Origin of the sequence: Collinsella sp. AF11-11 (genome assembly GCF_003465485.1) — a bacterium.
Taxonomy (GTDB): Bacteria; Actinomycetota; Coriobacteriia; order Coriobacteriales; family Coriobacteriaceae; genus Collinsella.
Window position 1 is genome coordinate 171298 of the sequence record NZ_QSAS01000003.1, and the last position, 21754, is coordinate 193051.

A 21754-nucleotide genomic window follows, 5' to 3' on the forward strand; every position below is an offset into this window, starting at 1 on the left:
GATTGCTTTTTCGTTTTATGGATACTGTTCTGAGCGTTCTCTCATCGGTCTTTTGGGGCCTGCTGATGCTTTCCGTCCTCGTGTTTTTGCACGAGGGCGGCCACTTTTTGGCGGCGCGTGCCTGCGGCGTCCGTGTGACCGAGTTCTTTTTGGGTCTGCCGTGCCGCTTTGACATCCATTACACGTCGCGTCGCATTGGAACCAAGTTTGGCGTGACCCCGCTGCTGCTGGGTGGCTACGCTGCCATCTGCGGTATGGATCCGACCGATGTTTCGTGCGCCGATCGCGTGCTCGCGGCTATCTATCGTCATGGTCGCGTGACCGTGGCCGACCTTGCTGTCGAGCTCGAACTTTCCGAGGAGGATGTGCTCGAGGCATGCGCCCTTTTGCTGGGCTGGGGCTCCATCGCGCCCTGGTATGAGGAAGGGGAGAAGCCCTCGCCGAGCTACTATCCCACCAAATATCAGACGTTGCCACGAGACACGGCAGGCTATACCACCTTTGATGGTCGCCGTTTCGATCGCGAACATGCGACTGCCGAGGGCGATGTGTGGGAGCTGCCGTGCGGCGAGGCCGAGTTCCTTGCGCAAGAACGCTCGCACACCTATCTTGGCCAAGGCTTTCTCAAGCGCGCCTTTATGCTGCTCGCAGGCATTATCGTCAATATCTTGACGGGTTTTTTGCTTCTTATGAGCATCTATTCCATTGCGGGTGTCACCGTGCCGATGGATACCAACGTGATCGGTCAGGTTGACGAGGGGTCTATTGCCGCCAAGGCGGGTATCGAGGGCGGTGACGCGATCCTTTCGGTTGACGGTGTCTCATGTTCCACTTGGATGGATGTCTACGATGCCATCGGCAAGGCTGCCGGTAAGGACGATATCGCCATCGAGTACGAGCGTGACGGCAAGCAGCATTCGACCACGGTTGCGCTCAAAGAGGACGAGCGCCTAGGTGTGTATGCCTCTACGCAGGTGGTCCGTTTAGACCCCATCACGTCGGCTCGCCTGTCGTTCTCCTATGTCGTGCAGACAGCGGATGGCGTGATGCGCCTGCTCCAGCCGCAGCATACGATGGAGATTCTCGATCAGTCTTCTTCGATCGTTGGTATTAGCGTTATGTCCTCACAGGCCGCTGCTGCCGGCCCTGCCACGTTCCTTTCGTTTGCCGCCCTCATTTCGTTCTCGCTTGGCTTTATGAACCTGCTGCCCATCCCACCACTCGATGGCGGCAAGCTGGTCATCGAGATCATTCAAAAGATTGCGGGCCGCGAGCTGCCGCTCAAAGTGCAGACAATCGTCAGCTATGTCGGCATCGCGCTCTTTGCACTGCTGTTTGTCTATATGCTTCGTTCCGACATCCTTCGTTTTATTCTGTAGGGGAGTGTTTGGATTGTCTTTATCCCATCCTTTGCCTCGCGAGTTGACACGCCCCGTGCATGTGGGCGGCGTGCAGATCGGTGGTGGCGCTCCGGTCGTGGTTCAGTCTATGACCTGCACCGATACTGCTGATGCCCAGGCAACGCTTGCGCAAGTGTGCGCGTTGGCGCAGGCTGGCTGCGATATCGTGCGCGTGAGCGTGCCTACCGAGGCTGCGCTCGAGGGCTTTCGCACGATTTGTGCCGAGTCTCCGGTGCCAATCGTCGCCGATATCCATTTTAACCATAAGCTTGCCATTGGCGCTGTCGAGGCTGGTGCCTCTAAGCTGCGCATCAACCCCGGCAATATCGGCGATTGGGCCAAGGTTGACGCTGTCATCGATGCCGCGGGTGCCGCGGGCTGCGCGATTCGCATTGGCGTGAACGCGGGCTCGCTTGAGCAAGATATTGCCGAGCGCGACGACCTCACGCAGCCCGAAAAGCTCGTGATGTCGAGCGAACGCTTTGTGCGGCACTTTGAGGACCGTGGGTTTACCAACATCGTGCTATCCGCCAAGGCCCATAGCGTACAGACGACGCTTGATACCTATCGCGCCCTGTCGCGCGAGATACCGCATGTTCCGCTCCACCTGGGCGTGACGGAGGCGGGGACCAAGCTTCAGGGCACCATCAAGAGCTCTGTAGGCTTGGGTATCTTGCTTTCCGAAGGCATCGGTGACACCATGCGTGTGTCGCTCACGGCCGATCCGGTTGAGGAGCCGCCGGTCGCCTGGGGAATTTTGCAGTCACTGGGCCTGCGTCGCCGTGGTCCCGAGATTGTCTCTTGCCCCACGTGCGCCCGCTGCCAGGTTAACCTCATTCCCATCGCCGAGGAAGTAACCGAGCGGCTTAAGAACTATGCCGCGCCGCTTTCGATTGCCGTCATGGGATGTGCCGTTAATGGCCCCGGTGAGGCTTCTGATGCCGACCTGGGCGTTGCTTGCGGACGTGGTCAGGCCTTGCTCTTTTCGCATGGCCAGATCATTGGTAAAGTAGCTGAGGATCAAATTGTCGACGCGCTTATGGCCGAGGTCGACAAACTAATTGAGGAGAAATAAATGACCCGAGCAATGTATATGTCTAAGCTCTATGCGCCGACGCTCAAAGAGGATCCGGCGGACGCTGAGCTCGCCAGCCACCGCCTGCTGCTCCGTGCCGGCATGATCCGCAAAGAGGCCGCCGGTCTGTATTCCTACCTGCCGCTTGCTTGGCGCTCGATCCGCAAGATTGAGAATATCGTGCGAGACGAGATGGACGCTGCCGGCGCCCAGGAGCTTATGATGCCTATCATGGTCGACGCCGAGTTGTGGCGTGAGTCCGGCCGCATCGACGCCTATGGCAAGGAGCTTGTGCGCTTTGACGACCGTCACGGTCGCGAGTTCGTCCTGGGTCCCACGCACGAGGAGACCGTCACGGCCCTGGTGCGCAACGAGCTGCGCTCCTACAAACAGCTGCCCGTTAACCTGTACCACATTCAGGACAAGTTCCGCGACGAGTTCCGTCCCCGCTTTGGCCTGATGCGCGGCCGCGAGTTCATCATGAAGGACGCCTACAGCTTCTCCGCCACGCAGGAGAGTCTGCAGGAGGAGTACGACAAGATGAAGCAGGCCTACGCCAACATCTGCGAGCGCTGCTACATCAAGGCTCTGCCCGTTGTCGCCGACTCCGGCGAGATCGGTGGCGATACCTCCGTCGAGTACATGGCTTTGGCTGACGCCGGCGAGGCTTCGCTCGTCTACTGCGACGATTGCGGCTTTGCAGCCGACGATGAGGCCGCAAGCACCAAGGTCGTTGTGACCGAGGGTCCTGGCGACGGTGCGCTTACCAAGGTCGAGACTCCGGGCATGGGCACCATCGAGGCCGTTGCAAAGTTCTTCGGCTTCCCCGAGAACGGCACGCGCAAGTCTCTGGCACTCATCGACGCCGAGGGCAAGCCCGTCGTGGCCATTGTCCCGGGCGACCACGAGCTCAACGATTGCAAGGCCGAGCATGTCTTTGGCAAGGGCTATCGCATGATGACGGACGAGGAGCTTCAGGCGAACGGTCTGCACAAGGGCTTTATCGGACCGGTCAACCTGCCCGAGGGCATCCGTCTGGTGTGCGACGAGAGCCTGCGCGAGTCCAGGCAGTGGGCCTGCGGTGCCAACGAGGTCGACTATCACTTTACCGGTGCCTGCCCCGATCGCGACTTTACCGTCGATGAGTGGGCCGACCTGGTTACTGTCGTTGCCGGCGATCCCTGTCCGCACTGCGGCAAGCCGCTCTCTGCTGCCCGCGGCATCGAGGTTTCCCAGGTCTTCCAGCTGGGCACCAAGTACTCCGAGGCCATGGGTGCCACCTTTATGGACGAGGACGGCAAGGAGAAGCCGCTTATCATGGGTTGCTACGGCGTTGGCGTGTCTCGCTCGCTCGCTGCCGTCGTGGAGCAGCACAACGACGAGCACGGCATCGTTTGGCCGGTCTCCGTTGCCCCGTACGAGGTTGCGGTGATTCCGCTCGACCCCAAGAAGGAGGAGTGCGCTTCTGTCTGCGAGCAGATCGTTGATGGCCTGTGCAGCGAGGGTATCGAGGTCGTCGTCGACGATCGCGATGAGCGTCCCGGCTTTAAGTTTGCCGACAACGACCTTATGGGCTTCCCGTATCAGGTGGTGCTCGGCAAGCGTGGCCTTAAGAACGGCACCGTCGAGCTCAAGGACCGTGCCACGGGCGAGCGCGAGGACGTGGCGATCGACGAGGTCGTTGCCAAGGTTTCCAAGCTTGTGAAGGCGGCACGCCGTTAATTGGCGATTTCGCTTGTAGTTCGATATACGGGACGGCCCCGCATTTCTCCAGATAGGGGAGATGCGGGGCCGTCCTTTTGTCTTCTCGGCGTGCTCAATCGCTAAAAGGAAAACCCCACAGCCCATGTGAGCTGCGGGGTTCTCTTTGTGCCTCCGATGCGAAATAAATCGCTCAGATATTACTGATAATCGACGACGTCGATCCAGTTCTTAAGGAACTCATCGTTCACGTTGCGCTTACGAGCGAGCTCGGAAGCGGCTACGATGCTCGTCCACTGACGCACGACCTGCATGGGCATGTCGGCGCGGTCGCAGTAGAGCTCCAGGTAGGCCTCGGCCTGATCCTTGCTGTTGAGGGCAAAGAGCAGGTAGGTGGTGGCAACGTCGGCAGCAGGGGAGCCCTGGGTGGCGTGTGCCCAGTCGCAGACGTACAGCTGGCCGTCATCGCCGACGATGACGTTGGAGGGGTTGAAATCGCCGTGGCAGACCTTGAACTCCTTGGTCATGCCGTCCAAGCGCTCCTGAAGGTTGTAGCGCGTGGTGGCATTGAGCTGATCAAGGCTGTCGATCATGCGGGCGAACTTGTCGCGCTGACGGTTGAGCAGCGGGGAGGTGTAGCCGTGGATCTCGATCTGGAGGTCGACGAACATCTCGAGGTACTCACCGAAGCGCTGGGGCTCGGCAGTCATCTTCTCGGCAAGGGTGGTACCCGGGACCTTCTCGGTCACGAGCGCCCAGCCGTTGGCGTTCTCGAGCTGGGAAACCTCGAGAGCCTTGGGGCTGCGGATGCCGCACTCATTGATGCGGGCAAGATTCAAAGCCTCGTTGAACACGTCGGAGACGGGCTTGGTCTCGTTAAAGACCTTGACGATCTTGTCGCCCAGGTCGTAAACGACCTTGTTGCCACGGCGGACGAGCTCGGTCTTGGAATCGGGTAGCAGCATGGTTGCATCCTTTCAACGATGCGATAGAAGCGACGGCGGGGGTGTGTGAAACACCCGTGCACCCCCGCCGTTAAAAACCGTGCTAGAACTAGCAGACGGCGTAATCCTGAGGCTCGCGGCCGTAGTAGGCGTCCAGATAGAGCTCCTTGATCTCGCTCATGAGCGGGTAGCGCGGGTTAGCGCCGGTGCACTGGTCGTTGAATGCCTGCTCGGTCATCTCGTCGAGGGTGTCGAGGAAGTACTGCTCGTCGACACCGTAGTCGGCGATGGTCTTCTTGACGCCGATGAAGTCCTTGAGTTCCTCGAGCTTCGTGATGAAGTTCTCGAAGACCTCCTTGTCGTCCTTGCCCTCAATGCCGCAGTACTTGGCCATCTCGGCGTAGTTGTGCAGCGCGTTGGGGTAAGGATACTGAGAGAAGGTACCCATCTTGACGGGAGCCTCGGCGGCGTTGTAGCGCATAACGCGGGTCAGGATGACGGCGTTGGCGATGCCGTGGGGCAGGTGATGGAAAGCGCCGAGCTTGTGGGCCATGGAGTGGTTGAGGCCCAGGAAGGCGTTGGCGAAGGCCATACCGGCCATGCAGGAGGCGTTGTGCATCTCCTCGCGGGCGTGCGGGTCCTTGGCGCCGTTCGTGAAGCTGGAGGGCAGGTTCTCAAAGACGAGCTTGGCAGCGCGCTCGGAGAGGCCCTTGGTGTAGTCGGAAGCCATGATGGAGACGTAGGACTCGATGGCGTGGGTCATGACGTCGATGCCGGAGGCAGCGGTCAGGCCGCGCGGGGCGGTCATGCAGTTGTCGGCGTCGACGATAGCCATGTTGGGGAGCAGCGCGTAGTCGGCGAGCGGCCACTTGATGCCGGTCTCCTTGTCGGTGATGATGGCGAACGGCGTGCACTCGGAGCCGGTACCCGAAGAGGTCGGGACGGCGACGAAGTAGGCCTTCTTGCCCATCTCGGGGAAAGTGAAGATACGCTTGCGGATGTCCATGAAGTCCATGGCCATGTCCTCAAACTTGCACTCGGGGTGCTCGTACATCATCCACATGATCTTGCCGGCGTCCATAGCGGAGCCACCGCCGACGGCGATGATGACGTCCGGCTCAAAGAGAGCCATCTGCTTGGCGCCGCGACGTGCGCACTGCAGCGACGGATCGGGCTCGACGTCGTAGAAGCAGTCGTGGGCGATGCCCATCTCGTCGAGCTTGGCCTCGATGGCGCGGGTGTTGCCATTCTTGAAGAGGAACTGGTCGGTGACGATGAAGGCGCGCTTCTTGCCCATGACGGTACCGAGCTCGTCGAGAGCGACGGGCGTGGAACCCTTCTTGAAGTAGACCTTCTCGGGAGCGCGGAACCACAGCATGTTCTCACGGCGCTCGGCCACAGTCTTAACGTTGATCAAGTGCTTCACCCCAACGTTCTCGGAGACGGAGTTGCCGCCCCAGGAGCCGCAGCCCAGGGTCAGAGACGGCTTCATGCCAAAGTTGTACAGATCACCGATGCCGCCGTGCGAGGACGGGGTGTTGATGACGATACGGCAGGCCTTCATGACGTGCTCGAACAGGCTGATCTTCTCGGCCTGGGCGGGGTGCACGTACAGAGAGGCGGTGTGGCCCGGGCCACCGGCGAGCACCAGGTGCTCGGCCTTGTCGACGGCCTCCTGGAAGTCCTTGGCGTGATACATGGCCAGGACCGGGGAGAGCTTCTCGTGGGAGAACTCCTCCTTGGCGGGGTCGGTGGAGGTGACCTCGGCGATCAGGATCTTGGTCTTGGCAGGAACCTCGATGCCGGCGAGCTCGGCGATCTTGGCGGCAGCCATGCCGGGAATGCGGTGATCGAGAGCGCCGTTCTTGAACATGGCGGCACGCAGGGCCTCCATCTCGGCACCCTGCTTGACGAAGTAGCAGCCGCGCTTCTGGAACTCGGCTTTGACCTGGTCATAGATGGTGTCGATGACGGTCACGGACTGCTCGGAAGCGCAGATCATGCCGTTGTCGAAGGTCTTGGAGTGGATGATGGAGTTGACGGCGAGCAGCACGTCGGCGGTGTCGTCGATGATGACCGGGGTGTTACCGGCGCCAACGCCCAGGGCGGGCTTGCCCGAGGAGTAGGCGGCCTTGACCATGCCCGGGCCACCGGTGGCGAGGATGATGTCGACGTCGCGCATGACCATGTTGGTCAGCTCGATGGAGGGGACATCGACCCAGCCGATGATGCCCTCGGGGGCGCCGGCCTTGACGGCGGCGTCAAGCACGAGCTTGGCGGCGGCGATGGTGCACTTGGCGGCTGCCGGGTGCGGGGAGATGATGATGCCGTTGCGGGTCTTCAGGCTGATCAGCGTCTTGAAGATCGCGGTGGAGGTGGGGTTGGTCGTCGGGATGACGGCGCCCACGATGCCGATGGGCTCGGCGATCTTGGTGATGCCGTAAGCCTCGTCGCGCTCCAGAACGCCACAGGTCTTGGTGTTCTTGTAAGCGTTGTAGATGTACTCTGCGGCGTAGTGGTTCTTGATGACCTTGTCCTCAAGAACGCCGCGGCCGGTCTCCTCGATGGCCATCTTCGCCAACGGGATACGAGCCTTGTTGGCGGCCATGGCGGCCTCATAGAAGATCTTGTCGACCTGCTCCTGCGTGTACGTAGCAAAAAGCGCCTGGGCCTCTCGCATCTGAGCGAGCTTAGCCTCAAGCGCCTCTACGTTGTCCACAATTGCGGGAGTAGTGTTTTCCGGTGACTTTTTCACCATTTGTGTCTCCTTGCGATCGGAGATTTACCCTACGACTTGCATGATAGCAAGAAAATATTCGGCGAACGGCAAGATTCCCGTAAAAGGCATACTAAAACGCTTCAATATACTGAAGCGTTTTAACTAAAACTATCTGCCAGTGCATCGCCCCGCTCATTAGGGACAGACTAAAACAAGTATTTCAATGGGAAAACGGGGAGAACGGGGCATCTGTTTGATAATCGCTATTCGCGGGTCGCTGTTGAGTCGGACACGCAGGCGGTGCAGCTTCTCGATTATATCCATCTCAATCCTGTGAAAAGTGCAATCGACTCACTCGAGACGTACCGTTGGTCAAGCTTTAAGGCATATCAGCTAGGCTATGATTCCTTTGACATCTGCAAACACTCATGTAAGTCTGTCCCCAATGAGTGCAAAAGGCGCCCTCCTTAGGGGAGGGCGCCTTTGGTAAGTTCTATGTGAACGCGAGGTCTTTGACCCGGAGAGTCCGAGGTACTTGTTGGTAAGACCTTATTTAGGAGCGCGCAACCTTGCCAGACTTGAGGCAGGTGGAGCAAACGTTCATCTTGCGACGGTGACCATCGACGACGACGTAGACGCGCTGGATGTTGGGGCGGAACTTACGGTTGGTGACGCGGTGAGAGTGGCTGATGGAGCGACCGGCAACGGGGTGCTTACCGCAAACTTCGCAAACTTTGGACATAACTGACCCTCCTTGGGCGACAAACGAACATGTCGCGTTAACAAACAAGCCTGAACTATAGCACAGAAGCAGCTCCCTGTGCGTAATCTACACAGAGATATTCCTCTTTTGGCGATAGTGCTCACGCCACGGCCCTGGACGTAGATCCGATTTGCGTGCAGCAGAGGGGATTATGCCAGCTCGTGCGTGCGTTTTCAAGCTCGTCCCACAAATATATATAGGTTTATGGAGCACCTGCGCCCGTTTACGGATTGCCCTGTATTTATGCTCGCAATTAAGCTCGAGGTTGGCTACACTATCCCTTGACCATTAAAGGGGTACGAGATACCCACATGGAATTACATAGCTGCCAAAGAGCAGCCCTTCCTGTGGGTGTCTGGTCCGCTTTAAGCGGTCGGGCATCTATTTTTTTTGACTGTGTCAGCAGTCAAGACATGTGAGGAAGGAGATCGATGGGCACGACTTCCCCCAAGGCGGTCATCATGGACGAGACCGCCGTCAATCGAGCGATGACCCGTATCGCGCACGAGATTCTCGAGCGCAACGAGGGCTGTGAAGACCTCGCTCTGGTCGGCATCGTCACGCGCGGCGACCTTCTGGCAAAGAAGCTCGCCGAGGAGATCAAGGAGATCGAGGGCGTCGACGTTCCGCTCGGCAGCCTGGACATCAGCTTCTACCGCGATGACTATGCGACCAATTTCGCTCCCGCGATCCACGCTACCAACATTCCCTTCAGCGTCGACGGCAAGCGCGTCGTGCTGGTGGACGACATCCTGTATACGGGCCGTACTATCCGCGCCGCTCTGGATGCCGTCATGGACCTGGGCCGTCCGAGCCGCATCGAGCTGGCAGTTCTCGTTGACCGCGGTCACCGTGAGCTCCCCATCTCGCCGGACTTTGTCGGCAAGAACGTTCCCTCGTCGCATGAGGAGAACGTGCACCTATATATGAAGGAAGTCGACGGCCACACCGCCGTCGAGATTAACGACGTCGCGCCGGGTTCCCACGTGGGCTCCGCGCCGCTGGGAGGTGAGTAGTACCGTGGCGTTCAACCATAAGCACCTGATCGACATTACCGAGTACTCCGAAGAGGACATCAAGCTCATCCTCGAGACCGCCAAGGCGTTCTCCGAGGTCAATGAGCGTGCGATCAAGAAGGTCCCCACGCTCAAGGGCAAGACCATCGTCAACATGTTCAACGAGCCTTCGACGCGCACCCGCAGCTCCTTCGAGCTCGCCGAGAAGCGTCTTTCGGCCGACAGCCTCAACTTTGGCGGCTCCTCGACCTCCACGGTCAAGGGCGAGAGCCTCGTCGACACCGTCGAGACCCTCAACGCCTACAAGATTGATTGCATCGTCGTTCGCGATAAGCACGCCGGTGCTCCCTACATCGTCACGCAGAACTCGCCCGCGAGCGTCATCTGCGCCGGCGACGGCAAGCACAACCATCCCACGCAGGCCCTGCTCGACCTGTACACCATCTGGGAGCACAAGGGCGACTTCCACGGTCTTAAGGCCGCCGTCGTCGGCGATATCGCGCACTCCCGCGTCTGCGGCTCGCTGATCCCCGCCCTTAAGATCATGGGCTGCGAGACCTACGCCGTCGCCCCCGGCACGCTGCTGCCGCCGGCGCCCGAGGTCCTGGGCTGCGACCACGTGACGAGCGACCTCGATTCGGTACTCCCCGAGCTGGACGTCGTCTACATGCTGCGCGTGCAGCAGGAGCGCCTCGAGGGCGCTCCGTTCCCGACCATTCGTGAGTACCACAAGCTCTTCGGCCTGACCAAGGACCGCGAGAAGCTCATGAAGCCCGACGCGATCATCTGTCACCCGGGCCCCATCAACCGCGGCGTCGAGTTCGACTCCTATATGGCCGACCACCCGCAACGCTCCGTCATCCTGGAGCAGGTCTACGCCGGTATCTGCGTGCGTATGGCTATCCTGTATCTGCTGCTTGGAGGTGCCGATAATGGCCTTGCTTCTTAAGAATGCCCACGTCGTCGACCCGTCCGTCGAGCTTGACGGTGTCGTTGACGTCCTGATTGACGGCGATAAGATCGCCGAGGTCGGCGAGAATCTCGCCGTCGAGGGAGCCGAGGTCCGCGACCTTTCCGGCAAATATCTCGTCCCCGGCCTGGTGGATATGCACGTTCACCTTCGCGAGCCCGGCTACGAGGTCAAAGAGGACATCGAGAGCGGCACCCGTGCAGCTGCCAAGGGCGGCTTTACCGGCGTGTGCGCCATGCCCAACACCGATCCCGTCACCGATAACGGCACCGTCGTGGAGTTCGTCAAGTCCCGCGCTGCCGAGGTCGGCCACTGCCGCGTCTATCCGTCGGGAGCCATGACCCGCGGTCTTAAGGGCGAGGCCATGTCCGAGATGGGCGATATGGTCGCCCACGGCGCCGTCGCCTTCACTGACGACGGTCGTGGCGTGCAGGGCGCGGGCATGCTCCGTCGCTGCATGGACTACGGCAAGATGTTCGGCAAGGTCTTTATGAGCCACTGCCAGGACGAGGACCTGGTCGGCCACGGCCAGATCAACGAGGGCAAGGTCTCGACCCGTCTGGCTCTCGAGGGCTGGCCGGCTGCCGGCGAGGAGCTCCAGATCGCCCGCGACATCGAGATCGCCAAGCTGACCGGTGCCAAGCTGCACATCCAGCACATCTCCACCGCCCATGGCCTGGAGCTCGTGCGTGCCGGTAAGGCAGCTGGCGTGCAGGTCACCTGCGAGGCCACGCCGCACCACATGTTCCTGACCGAGAACGACCTGGACGAGACCTACAACACCTCGCTCAAGGTCAACCCGCCGCTGCGTACCGACGAGGACGCCGAGGCTATCCGTCAGGGCGTCATCGACGGTACCGTCGACGCTATCGTCACCGATCACGCTCCCCATACTCCGTGGGAGAAGGCCCGCGAGTTCGAGCTGGCGCCCTTCGGCATGATCGGCCTCGAGACTTCGCTGTCGCTCGTGCTCACCGAGCTGGTCAACACGGGCAAGATGAGCATGGGTCGCATGGTCGAGCTCATGGCCATCAAGCCTCGTGAGATCCTGGGCCTCGACCAGGTTCAGGTCAAGGCGGGCTCCGTTGCCGACCTGACTGTCTTCGACGCGTCTGCCACCTGGACGGTCGGCGAGGACGGCTACGAGTCGCGTGCCGAGAATTCCGGTTTTGCCGGCCGCACGCTCACCGGTCGTGCCACCGATGTGTTTGTCGGCGGCAAGCAGACGCTCGCCGACGGCTGCATCTGCTAGCATAGCCTTATCGCTTTTGTGCGCGGCGCCCTTGCGGTGCCGCGCTTTCTGTTCGCCTGAACCATGCAACCGCATGGGGGATTGGAGCGTCTATGCCCACACCTTCCACTGCACGCATGCACGACTTCGAGGTCGTCTCGAACAAGGAGATCGCCGAGGGCATCTTCTCGCTCGTAATCTCGGCCCCCAAGCTTGCAAGTGCGCTCAAGCCCGGTCAGTTTGTGAACATCGCCGTGCCCGGCGATGCCTCTTCGCTGCTTCGCGTGCCCCTGAGCTTCTATCGCGCCGACGCCCAGGCCGGCACCGTCGAGCTGTGGTACGCCGTCGTGGGCGACGACACCCGCCGTCTGTCGCAGATGGCCCCCGGTTCCACTTCTAACCTGCTGGGCCCTGGCGGCCGCGGCTGGCTTGTTCCCGAGGGCACCAGGAAGGCGCTGCTCGTTGCGGGCGGCATCGGTGTTCCGCCCGTGCTGTGCCTTGCCGGCATGCTCGTCGAGCAGGGTGTGGCCGTCGACGTGTGCCTGGGCTTTGGCACCGCGTCCAAGGCCGTGGGAGTCGATGAGTTCCGCGCGCTGTGCGATACGGTCAACGTGTGCACCGACGACGGCTCGCTCGGCACGCACGGTTTTTGCACCGATCCTGCCGCTGAGCTGCTTGGCGAGGGCGGCTACGACTACGTCGCCAGCTGCGGCCCCGCTGTCATGATGAAGAAAGTCGCCGCCGCTGCCGCCGAGGCCGGTGCGTACTGCGAGGTGTCCCTCGAGCGCATGATGAGCTGTGGCTTTGGCGCCTGCAACACCTGCAATGTCGAGACGGTCGACGGTATGAAGGGTGCTTGCATGTGCGGCCCCGTGTTCGATGCTTCCAAGGTGGTGGTCTTCTAGTGGGTACCGTTAACATGGCCGTCGATTTCGGCGGCGTCAAGATGCAGAACCCCATCAACACCGCAGCCGGTACCTTTGGCTACGGTTGGCAGTTCCAGAATTTCTTCGATGTTTCCCAGCTGGGCGCCATTACCACCAAGGGCTGTGCCGCCGAACCCTGGCCGGGCAACCCTGCGCCTCGCATGGCCGAGATTCCTGGCGGTATGATCAACTCCGTGGGACTGCAGAACCCCGGTGTCGCCGCCTTTGCCCGTGAGTCCGGCCCGTGGCTCGAGCAGCTGTCCAAGGACGGTTGCCAGGTCATTTGCCAGGTTGCCGGGCACTCCGTTGACGAGTTTGTCCGCGCACTCGAGATGTATGTCGAGCTGTGCCCCTGGGCTGCCGGCTACGAGATCAACGTGAGCTGCCCTAATATCGCCGCCGGCGGTGCCGCCATGGGCTCCACGCCCGAGGGCGCCTCTTCCGTTATGGCTGCTTGCCGCAAGGTGACCGATAAGCCGCTGTTCGTGAAGATGGCGCCGGTCAACGTCGCCGAGATCGCCAAGGCCCTCGAGGCTGCCGGCGCCGACGGCCTTTCGGTCATCAACTCCATCCAGGGCATGGCCATCGACGTCCATACCCGCAAGTCTCGCGTGGCCAAGCCCAAGGGCGGCCTTTCGGGCCCGCTGTGCCACCACATCGCCGTGCGCATGGTCTGGGAGGTTGCCCAGGCCGTCGATATCCCCATCAACGGTGTCGGCGGTGTCATGACTGGCGAGGATGCGGCTGAGTTTATCCTGGCCGGCGCCACCTGCGTGTCGGTCGGCATGGCCAACTTCGTCGATCCGTGCGCTTCGCTTAAGATCGCGCATGAGCTCGAGGCCTGGGCCGAGTCCCAGGGCGTAAAGGACATCAACGAGCTGGTGGGTGCTTTCGAATGCTAGAGAATGATGCCCGCGACCGTGTTATCGTCGCCCTCGACTGCGACCGTGAGCGCGCGCTCGAGCTCGCCCACGAGCTTTCGGGCCATGCCGCCTGGCTCAAGGTCGGCATGACGCTCTATTACGCTGAGGGTCCCCAGATCGTCAAGACCTTTAAGGACCTTGGCTTTAAGGTCTTCCTCGACCTTAAGTTCCATGACATTCCGCATCAGGTGCGCGGCGCTGCCCGCTCGGCCTCGCTTGCCGGTGCCGACCTGCTTTCGGTCCACGGCCTGGGCTCGGGTGCTATGCTCGCTGCCTGCCGCGAGGGTGCCGAGGAGGCGCGTGAGGACCGCGCCAAGCTCGTCGCCATCACCGTGCTCACGAGCATGAATCAGGATACCTTGAGCGAGATCGGCGTCGAGTCTCCCGTGGCCGAGGAGGCCGCCCGCTTGGCAAAGCTTGCTCAGGCCAACGGCATCGATGGCATCGTGTGCTCACCGATGGAGGCTCACGACATGCGTGAGCTGCTGGGTCCTGATGCCCTGATCGTGACTCCGGGTGTGCGTTCGGTGGGTGCCGCCCTTGGTGACCAGTCCCGCGTGGCGACGCCTTCCCAGGCTATCGAGCGTGGCGCAAGCCACATTGTGGTGGGCCGTCCCATCACCGGTGCCGACGATCCGGTTGCCGCCTTTGACGCCATCGTCGCCGAGCTGGTCGAAAACGTTGCGTAAAAGATTCCCCTAAGTCACCACTTTTGGGTCTCATTAGCACAAAATAGCCCCTGTGCCTGCGTAAACTTTCCCATCCTTTGTGTGGAATCGCAGGTCAGGGGCTTAACTTTGGGCGCAGTATATTGCACTTTTTGCGGGTATCGTCTAACCTATGGAGCCGCGATTAGGCATTTTGTACGTTCTACGTGCTAAAATGCCAATTATTGAATCAGATATAACCCAACTATTTGGAGGTACGAATGGCACTCCCTCAGCTTACCGACGAGCAGCGCAAGCAGGCTCTTGAGAAGGCTGCTGCCGCACGTCACGCCCGCGCTGAGCTTCGCGAGCAGATCAAGAAGGGCGAGAAGTCCCTCGAGTCCGTGCTCAACTCCGATGACCCCATCGCTTCCCGCATGAAGGTTTCCACCCTCATCGAGTCTCTCCCCGGTTATGGCAAGGCCAAGGCCGCCAAGATCATGGAGGAGCTCGGTATCTCCGCTACTCGTCGCGTCCAGGGCCTCGGTGTCCGTCAGCGCGAGCAGCTCCTCGAGCAGCTGACCAAATAAGTGAGCGCTCAGGATTCCAAGCTCTTTGTGATTTCTGGACCGTCAGGCGCAGGCAAGGGTACGCTCGTCACTCGTGTGCGCGAGCGCCGCTCGAACCTGGGTCTGACGGTTTCGGCTACCACGCGAGCACCACGCAAAGGTGAGGTCGACGGCGTCAACTACTTTTTTCTGACGCGCGAGGAGTTCGACCGCCGCGTGGCAAACGGTGAGTTTGTTGAGTGGGCCGAGGTCCACGGTAACTGCTACGGCACGTTGGTGAGCGAGGTCACATCCAAGCTCGCCTCGGGCTCGTCTCTGATTTTGGAGATCGATGTCCAGGGCGCCCTGCAGGTGAAGGAGCGTTTCCCCGAGGCCGTGCTGATCTTTATCAAGCCGCCTTCGCTTGAGGTGCTCCGCGAGCGTCTAGTCGGTCGCGGTACCGAGACGCCCGAGACGATTGAGCTGCGTATGGCAAACGCCGCCGATGAGCTTGCCCTTGCCGACCGCTACGACGACGTCGTGGTGAATGACGATCTCGACCGCGCGACCGATGAGCTCGTTCGCGTTCTCGATATGCATGAAAGGATCTGAGGTCCGTGTCCGTTGTAAAGCCTTGCATTGACGATCTTCTGGAGAAGACCGATCACAACCGCTTCCTGCTCGCTTCGCTTGCCTCCAAGCGCGCCTGCGACATCAATAGCATGCTGCGTGGCCAGCACAACCGCGTGCTTGCCGTCCAGGATGTCGATGACATCACCATCGGGCTTTCCGGTGCCGATACCATCTCGATGGCTATGGACGAGATTGTCGACGGCGACATCTCTTACGACGAGGCCCGTTACGAGAAGGCGCTCGGCCACAAGGTTGCTGAAGCCTAAATGGCAGCTCGCGTCTGCCTGGTCCACTATCACGAGGTTGGACTGAAGGGCAAGAACCGCGCACATTTTGAGCATATCCTCATGGATAACATCAAGGCGGCCTTGGCCGCCTTTTCCGTGAACGCCGTGTCTCGAATTTCCGGTTATATCCTCGTGACCTTTAACGAGCATCAGGCCGACGAGGCGGCGCGTGTCATTCGCACCGTCCCCGGCGTTGCCCGTGTTTCCCTGGCGTATCACACCAACCGCGACCCGCAGGAGTACTGCGCCGCCGCTGTGAAGGCGCTGCGCGAGTTTGGTTCCTTCGATTCGTTTAAGGTGCACGCCAAGCGCTCCAATACCGACTATGAGCTCACCTCGATCGATATCAATCGACAGGTTGGCGAGGTGCTGTGTGAGGCCTTCCCCGATAAAAAGGTTCAAATGCACGACCCCGATGTGATGGTGCACGTACTGGTGGTCCAGGGTAGCGTTTATGTGTACGCGCGCTCCGAGCGCGGCGTGGGCGGTCTGCCGGTGGGTTCTGCCGGCAAGGTCGTGACGCTGCTGTCGTCGGGTATCGATTCTCCGGTGGCGACCTGGATGCTCGCGCGTCGCGGCGCGGTGTGCGTGCCGGTGCATTTCTCCGGTCGTCCGCAGACGCCCGATACGAGCGAGTATTTGGTGCAGGACATCATCCGTGCGCTTGAGCCGGGTGTCCAGATCGGTCGTCTGTACGTGGTTCCGTTTGGCGACTGCCAGCGTGAGATTTCGGTCACCTGCCCCAGCAACCTGCGTGTGATCATGTATCGTCGCATTATGTATTCGGTTGCCGAGCGCATTGCGCACATCGAGGGCGCCAAGGCCATCGTTACGGGCGAATCGCTTGGGCAGGTTGCCTCCCAAACGCTTGAGAACATCATGGCCGTCAACGAGGCCGTGAAGATTCCCGTGTTCCGTCCGCTCATCGGTTCGGACAAGCAGGAGATCATCGCGCGTGCCGAGGAGATCGGTACGTTCGATATCTCGACTGAGGCCGCTCCCGACTGCTGCACGCTGTTTATGCCGCGCCGTCCCGAGACGCACGCTAAGCTCGATGCCGTGCATGAGGCCTGGGAGTTGCTCGATCATGAGGAGATGATCGAGCGCCTGCTCAAGCAGACCGAGTACATCGACTTCGAGAGCAACACGTATAAGGCCCCTAAGACCTTAAAACGCAAACATTCGGAGCTTGCTCCGCGTGAGATTTACCAAGATCACGAGTAAATTTGTGTATAGACCGACGATGCGCCTGCATCGTCGGTCTTTTGGTATCTGGGTATTTTGCGGCTAAGTGTTCATTTGCTGACGTATGTCTGAATAAATGGACAGATTTGTGCAAGGTTTTGGTCAGCTTTTGTTTTGACCTCGAAAACCGGTTTTGGGGCGTGGCTGTTGCGGAGCTCCTTTCCTGACACGATGGTGTTGGGAGGTTTTGCTATGGCGCAGCGCGAACAACACGAACGAGTCAAAAAGATGGACCGCTGGGCGGGAAAACTGCTCGGTCATAAGGCAGTGGTGATGGCGATACTGGTCGTCATTGCGATGGCGAGTGGACTGGCAATGGCGAACCTTAGCGGCGGTGCCGGCGGCGTGTCGTTTGAGCGCACTGATGGTTCGGGCTCGTTAGTGGAGCCGGGATCCGGCGATGCCTCGAGCGGAAAGACATCCGAAGGCTCTTCGCCTAAGGCTTCTGCCGCGGCAGAGGTCTATGTCGATGTCGATGGCGCCGTTGTGTCGCCCGGCGTATATCGTCTCAAGGACGGCGCGCGGGTGGCTCAGGCGATTGATGCCGCCGGCGGGCTGGCGCCCGAGGCAGATGTTACAGGGCTCAATCGGGCATCTAAGGTCGTCGATGGACAGAAGATTCACGTTCCAATGGTAGGGGAGCAGCAGGCGTCCATTGCGGAAGCCGGTGTTGATGGTGGGACTTCCGCATCATCAGGCGTCGGTGGCGCAACAGGCCTAGTAAACATTAATACGGCAAGCTCGGCAGAGCTGCAGACGCTCTCGGGAATCGGTCCCTCCATGGCACAGTCGATTATCGATGAGCGGACAAAGAACGGTGCTTTCGCCTCGGTTGACGATCTGATGCGTGTGTCGGGAATCGGCGAGAAGAAGCTTGCCAAAATCAAAGATTGCATCTGCGTATGAGTGCGACCGAGCGCGAGCATGTGATGCCTCCGCGGCCCCTGATTCCGTGGACGATGGCCTTGTGTGCCGGCATGTGCATGAGCTGCATCTTGGTGCTCAACATGGCCGCTGATGCGCTGCTTAGGGAGCGGGCGCCGGCGTTCGGGCCGCTATGGGCCATTCCCGTTGCGGCGGCGGTATTCGTTGTACTGGCTCAATCTTGTGCGCGGCTTGCCCCTTTGAAGCGGTGGCTGTATGCCGCGTCCGTCGGTCTCGTGGCGGGAGCGGTCGTCTCGGCGTGGTGGGCTGTGGGTGCGCTCAGCGCCTCGAGGGCGCTCGACGGTCGAGCGGCAAGCGGCCTCGAGTTTGTCGTGCAGGGTGATCCATCCATAAACGACGACGTGTATTCCTATACCTGCGAGGCACGCGCGGACGGTAAGAACTTGGCAACGGTTCGCCTATCGTGTGATCGTGAGCTCAAGGTCGGGGCGCACGTGTGTGTTATCGGTCGCGTTTCGCGTTTTGAGAACGATGCATATGGACGATCGCGCGTGCTCCGAGGCGAGGTGCGCAAGGTTAAAGCCGTTCGGATTTTATCGGTCGATGAGGGTTCTCCGGGGCCGCTGCTTCGGCTGCGAAATGGGCTGCTTGCATCCATCGCGCCTGCGACCGACCCGGCGCGTGCGCTCATAGCCGGTGTCGTCTGCGGTCGTTCGGCCGAGCTACGCGCCCAGCCGGCGGGCGACTGGTTTTCTGTGACGGGAACGGCACATCTTATCGCCGTCTCGGGCAGCCATTTGGCTATCGTGGGGTTTGTAATCGAGGGCGTATTGCAAAAGACTCGGTGCTCACGTGGTCTTCAGCGGGCGATATTGGCGATAACGCTTGTGGGCTACGCTGCATTTACGGGCGCGTCTCCCTCGGCCGTGCGCGCGTGCTGCATGGTGTTCGCGACGCTTGTCGTAAACGGCGCGGGGCGTCGCCGGCACGGCCTTTCGGCGCTCTTCGCAACCATGTCCATCTTTGTGCTACTGCGGCCGACGGTGCTGTTCGAGATGGGCTTTCAGCTTTCATGTGCCAGCGTCTTAGCCATTCTGTGCTTTTGCTCTTATGCGACCTACGCTTTGGGTGAGCTGGGCTTGCCATCGGGCGTTGCCGGCATGCTTTCCGTCACGCTGTGCTCGCAACTGGCGACACTTCCCATTACCGTTCCTGCCTTCGGTACGTTCTCGCTCATTGCTCCGTTGGCAAATGCGGTCATCGGTCCGGTGGTGAGCGTACTGCTCGCTGTGTCGATCGTTCTGGCTCCCTTTTCGCTTGTGGGACCGTTGCGGACTTGGGCGCTCGTTGTGCCCATGATTGCCGCCCGTTGCGCGCTGTTCTTCGAGCAACTGTTTGCCGCCATGCCGGGTGCATCCGTGAGCGTGCCGCCCGATAGCATGTGGATTTACCTAGTGCCGTGTTTGCTGGCGGTTCTGCTGGTCTGGTGGCCGCGTCCCCGTGCACGTCCTATGGCGGTGGGGCTTGCATGCCTGATGCTCTTGGCTGCGATTCCGTACGTCTATTGGGATCGATTCGCTCCGCCTTCGGTGACGGTGCTCGATGTGGGCCAGGCCGATGCGATTCTTATCCGCCAAGGCGGCGCAGTAGCTCTCGTCGACTGCGGGCTCGACGAGCGTGTGGTTGCGGCGTTGGTTTGCAATAACGTGCACCATATCGATGCCGTCTTTGTGACGCATTGGGATGAGGACCACTGGGGTGGTTTGCCTGCCGTGCTCGAACAGTTTTCGGTCGGAACGATTGCCGTGGCGGCGGATGCGCTGGAGGATGCTCCTGCCGAGGTATTGAACCGACCTGGCGTGGAGTATCGGCAGGTGCGCCGTGGGGATACGGTCGACATCGGCTCATTTTGCGCTCGTGTGATGTGGCCATTCGAGTCCGTGGATGGCGAGGGAAATGAGGACTCGCTTGTCCTGCTGCTCTCTTATGTTCAGGAAGGCAAGGGCCTGCGCATGCTCCTCACCGGTGATGCCGAGCTCGACCAAGAGCGGGAATTCGTGCAGGAGGTGGGGGACATCGATGTCCTTAAACTTGGGCATCACGGCTCCAAGGTTTCAGTCGATGGTGAGTTGCTGGACGTCCTGAAGCCCGAGCTTTCCCTCGCGAGCGCGGGCGAGGGGAATCGATACGGCCATCCGTCCGATGCCTGCATCGATGCCGTGAAGGAAGCGGGTGGTGTGTTCGCGTGTACCATCGAACACGGCGACATTACCGTCACGCCGACTGCGAATGGTTTTGCGATGCGATGCCAGCGACCGTGACGACGTCGTTGGCGTGCGGTGGGCCCCTGGGCTAGAATGGCACGGAACGAATGCGAAGGCCTGCGGGAGGGGAGCGCAATGTCCGAAACCGGTCTGCTGCCGGCATATCTGATCGTCGGTACCGACGGAGTCAAGCGCGATCACGCCGTCTCGCGTATGAAAGCGCGTCTGGAAAAGTCGGGCATGGTCGAGTTCAACCTCGACGAGCGCGACATGACCAAGGACCCCGATATCGAGTCTATTATCGGATCGCTTAACACCTTTCCCATGGGCAGCGAGTTTCGATTGGTAATCCTTGATGGCTGCTCAAAGCTCGCCAAAGCGGTTTCGGAGCCGCTCGTCGAGTATCTGGCGAGTCCCAGCCCCACAACGGTCTGCCTCATCATCGCCGACTCGCTTGCCAAGAACACGCGCCTGTATAAGGCGATCGCCAAGATCGACAAGAAGGCCGTGATCGATTGCTCCGGCACCAAGCGCTGGGAACTGCCGCGCCGCGTGCAGCAGATGGCGACGCAGCACGGCAAGTCGATCTCGATGGCGGCCGCCGAGGAACTCGTCTCGCGTTCGGGTGAAAACACTCGCATGCTTGATAACGACTTGGCTAGGCTTGCCCAGATGGTCGAGTCGCCTCAGATTGAACTTGCCGACGTTGAGCGCTGGATTGTACGTACGGCCGAGGTTCAACCCTGGGATTTTCTCAATGCGGTCTCGGCTCGCGATATGCGGCGTTCGCTCGAGCTCTTTAAGCTCCTGCCCTCCAAGAGCTACGTGTGGACTTACACATTGCTGTGCGGTCGCATTCGCGAGCTGATCGTCGCCAAGGCGCTCGATGCGCGTGGACAGGGTCGTGAGCTGGCCGCAACGCTCAAGCTCCAGTCCTGGCAGGTCAAGAATCACCTGACTTGGGCGCGTCGCTTTTCGATGACCGAGCTCGTCGCAGCGCTCGAGGGTGCGGTCGATGTGGAGCTCGCGCTCAAGGGCTCTGCCGATTCTGAGACCGCGCTTTTGCTCTGGATTACGAACATCTTGAGAAAATCGTGATGATACCTGCCTATTTGACAAATTCGTTCTATCCCTTTGAGAGGGAGCGTGCTATAGTAGGCGCTTGCATGACCTCACCGTGTCTCAGGGGTGTCATACATTTTTTGCAAGGAACTCGAAAGGAACTCCAGAAGTGGCAAACATCAAGTCTCAGAAGAAGCGTATCCGCACCAATGAGGCAGCTCGCATGCGTAACAAGGCTGTCAAGTCCGAGCTCAAGACGCTGACCAAGCACGTCCAGTCCGCCGTCGCCGAGGGCGACGCCGAGAAGGCCCAGGCTGCCCTCAAGACCGTCACGAAGCGTCTCGACATGGCTGCTGCCAAGCATGTTATCCACAAGAACCAGGCTTCCAACCGCAAGTCCGGTCTTGCCAAGCTCGTGAACAGCATCAACGCCTAAGTTGTAAATTTCACACCACACAGATTACGCGCATAAATGGAGCCTGTTTTATGGAACAGGCTCCATTTTTTGTACCGCT

At 60.4% G+C, this 21754-nt stretch carries 20 protein-coding genes; 17 read left to right on the forward strand and 3 right to left on the reverse strand.

Going from position 1 to position 21754, the window contains the following annotated elements; translation table 11 throughout:
• Positions 1 to 17: 17 nt before the first annotated feature.
• From DWV58_RS03630 to DWV58_RS03640, 3 genes are read left to right on the forward strand one after another with little or no spacing between them, the layout of a single operon-like run.
• Positions 18 to 1379 (forward strand): RIP metalloprotease, encoded by a 1362-nt coding sequence (locus DWV58_RS03630; protein ID WP_117776220.1) that lies wholly within the window; start codon positions 18 to 20, stop codon positions 1377 to 1379.
• Between the two features lie 13 nt (positions 1380 to 1392).
• Complete coding sequence (gene ispG / locus DWV58_RS03635) at positions 1393 to 2475, forward strand: flavodoxin-dependent (E)-4-hydroxy-3-methylbut-2-enyl-diphosphate synthase (RefSeq protein ID WP_117773531.1); 1083 nt, start codon at positions 1393 to 1395, stop codon at positions 2473 to 2475.
• Positions 2476 to 4197, forward strand: a complete 1722-nt coding sequence (locus DWV58_RS03640; RefSeq protein ID WP_233540493.1) for a proline--tRNA ligase — start codon at positions 2476 to 2478, stop codon at positions 4195 to 4197. It abuts the gene before it with no gap.
• A gap of 179 nt (positions 4198 to 4376) precedes the next feature.
• Here DWV58_RS03640 and DWV58_RS03645 read toward each other — a convergent pair whose 3' ends face one another.
• From DWV58_RS03645 to rpmB, 3 genes are all read right to left on the reverse strand, one after another.
• Entirely contained in the window at positions 4377 to 5141 is a 765-nt protein-coding gene (locus DWV58_RS03645; protein ID WP_006236119.1) for an aminoglycoside phosphotransferase family protein, read from the reverse strand.
• An 88-nt stretch (positions 5142 to 5229) separates the two neighbouring features.
• On the reverse strand, positions 5230 to 7878 hold the full coding sequence (gene adhE / locus DWV58_RS03650) for a bifunctional acetaldehyde-CoA/alcohol dehydrogenase (RefSeq protein WP_117776221.1): 2649 nt from the start codon (positions 7876 to 7878) through the stop codon (positions 5230 to 5232).
• Between the two features lie 514 nt (positions 7879 to 8392).
• Positions 8393 to 8581: a 50S ribosomal protein L28 gene (gene rpmB, locus DWV58_RS03655; RefSeq protein ID WP_022094725.1), complete on the reverse strand. Its 189-nt coding sequence runs from the start codon at positions 8579 to 8581 to the stop codon at positions 8393 to 8395.
• A 452-nt stretch (positions 8582 to 9033) separates the two neighbouring features.
• Between rpmB and pyrR the strand changes: the two genes are divergently transcribed.
• From pyrR to rpsT, 14 genes are all read left to right on the forward strand, one after another.
• Complete coding sequence (gene pyrR / locus DWV58_RS03660) at positions 9034 to 9618, forward strand: bifunctional pyr operon transcriptional regulator/uracil phosphoribosyltransferase PyrR (protein ID WP_006236123.1); 585 nt, start codon at positions 9034 to 9036, stop codon at positions 9616 to 9618.
• A 4-nt stretch (positions 9619 to 9622) separates the two neighbouring features.
• Positions 9623 to 10567 carry an aspartate carbamoyltransferase catalytic subunit gene (locus DWV58_RS03665; protein WP_117776222.1) on the forward strand — a complete coding sequence of 315 codons (945 nt, stop codon included), beginning with the start codon at positions 9623 to 9625 and terminating at the stop codon, positions 10565 to 10567.
• A complete protein-coding gene (locus tag DWV58_RS03670; RefSeq protein ID WP_117639911.1) occupies positions 10551 to 11840 on the forward strand; it encodes a dihydroorotase in 1290 nt (429 codons plus the stop codon). The genes DWV58_RS03665 and DWV58_RS03670 overlap by 17 nt, the downstream gene beginning before the upstream one ends.
• Before the next feature lie 116 nt (positions 11841 to 11956).
• Positions 11957 to 12724 carry a dihydroorotate dehydrogenase electron transfer subunit gene (locus DWV58_RS03675; RefSeq protein ID WP_117639908.1) on the forward strand — a complete coding sequence of 256 codons (768 nt, stop codon included), beginning with the start codon at positions 11957 to 11959 and terminating at the stop codon, positions 12722 to 12724.
• A gap of 14 nt (positions 12725 to 12738) precedes the next feature.
• A complete protein-coding gene (locus tag DWV58_RS03680) occupies positions 12739 to 13647 on the forward strand; it encodes a dihydroorotate dehydrogenase (protein WP_006236128.1) in 909 nt (302 codons plus the stop codon).
• Positions 13641 to 14357, forward strand: coding sequence for an orotidine-5'-phosphate decarboxylase (gene pyrF / locus DWV58_RS03685; RefSeq protein WP_117776223.1), 717 nt, complete (start codon positions 13641 to 13643; stop codon positions 14355 to 14357). Before DWV58_RS03680 ends, pyrF begins: the two co-directional genes overlap by 7 nt.
• 239 nt (positions 14358 to 14596) lie before the next feature.
• Positions 14597 to 14905: an integration host factor, actinobacterial type gene (gene mihF / locus DWV58_RS03690; protein WP_006236130.1), complete on the forward strand. Its 309-nt coding sequence runs from the start codon at positions 14597 to 14599 to the stop codon at positions 14903 to 14905.
• Positions 14906 to 15475: a guanylate kinase gene (gmk, locus tag DWV58_RS03695; RefSeq protein WP_099431806.1), complete on the forward strand. Its 570-nt coding sequence runs from the start codon at positions 14906 to 14908 to the stop codon at positions 15473 to 15475.
• A 5-nt stretch (positions 15476 to 15480) separates the two neighbouring features.
• Entirely contained in the window at positions 15481 to 15762 is a 282-nt protein-coding gene (locus DWV58_RS03700; RefSeq protein ID WP_035138532.1) for a DNA-directed RNA polymerase subunit omega, read from the forward strand.
• Entirely contained in the window at positions 15763 to 17007 is a 1245-nt protein-coding gene (gene thiI, locus DWV58_RS03705; RefSeq protein WP_117776224.1) for a tRNA uracil 4-sulfurtransferase ThiI, read from the forward strand.
• 213 nt (positions 17008 to 17220) lie between these two features.
• Positions 17221 to 17934 carry a helix-hairpin-helix domain-containing protein gene (locus DWV58_RS03710; RefSeq protein ID WP_158564516.1) on the forward strand — a complete coding sequence of 238 codons (714 nt, stop codon included), beginning with the start codon at positions 17221 to 17223 and terminating at the stop codon, positions 17932 to 17934.
• Positions 17931 to 20234 carry a DNA internalization-related competence protein ComEC/Rec2 gene (locus tag DWV58_RS03715; protein WP_117776226.1) on the forward strand — a complete coding sequence of 768 codons (2304 nt, stop codon included), beginning with the start codon at positions 17931 to 17933 and terminating at the stop codon, positions 20232 to 20234. Before DWV58_RS03710 ends, DWV58_RS03715 begins: the two co-directional genes overlap by 4 nt.
• A gap of 78 nt (positions 20235 to 20312) precedes the next feature.
• On the forward strand, positions 20313 to 21275 hold the full coding sequence (gene holA, locus DWV58_RS03720; RefSeq protein ID WP_117776227.1) for a DNA polymerase III subunit delta: 963 nt from the start codon (positions 20313 to 20315) through the stop codon (positions 21273 to 21275).
• Positions 21276 to 21408: 133 nt separating this feature from the next.
• A complete protein-coding gene (rpsT, locus tag DWV58_RS03725) occupies positions 21409 to 21675 on the forward strand; it encodes a 30S ribosomal protein S20 (RefSeq protein WP_022094714.1) in 267 nt (88 codons plus the stop codon).
• Positions 21676 to 21754 lie beyond the last annotated feature (79 nt).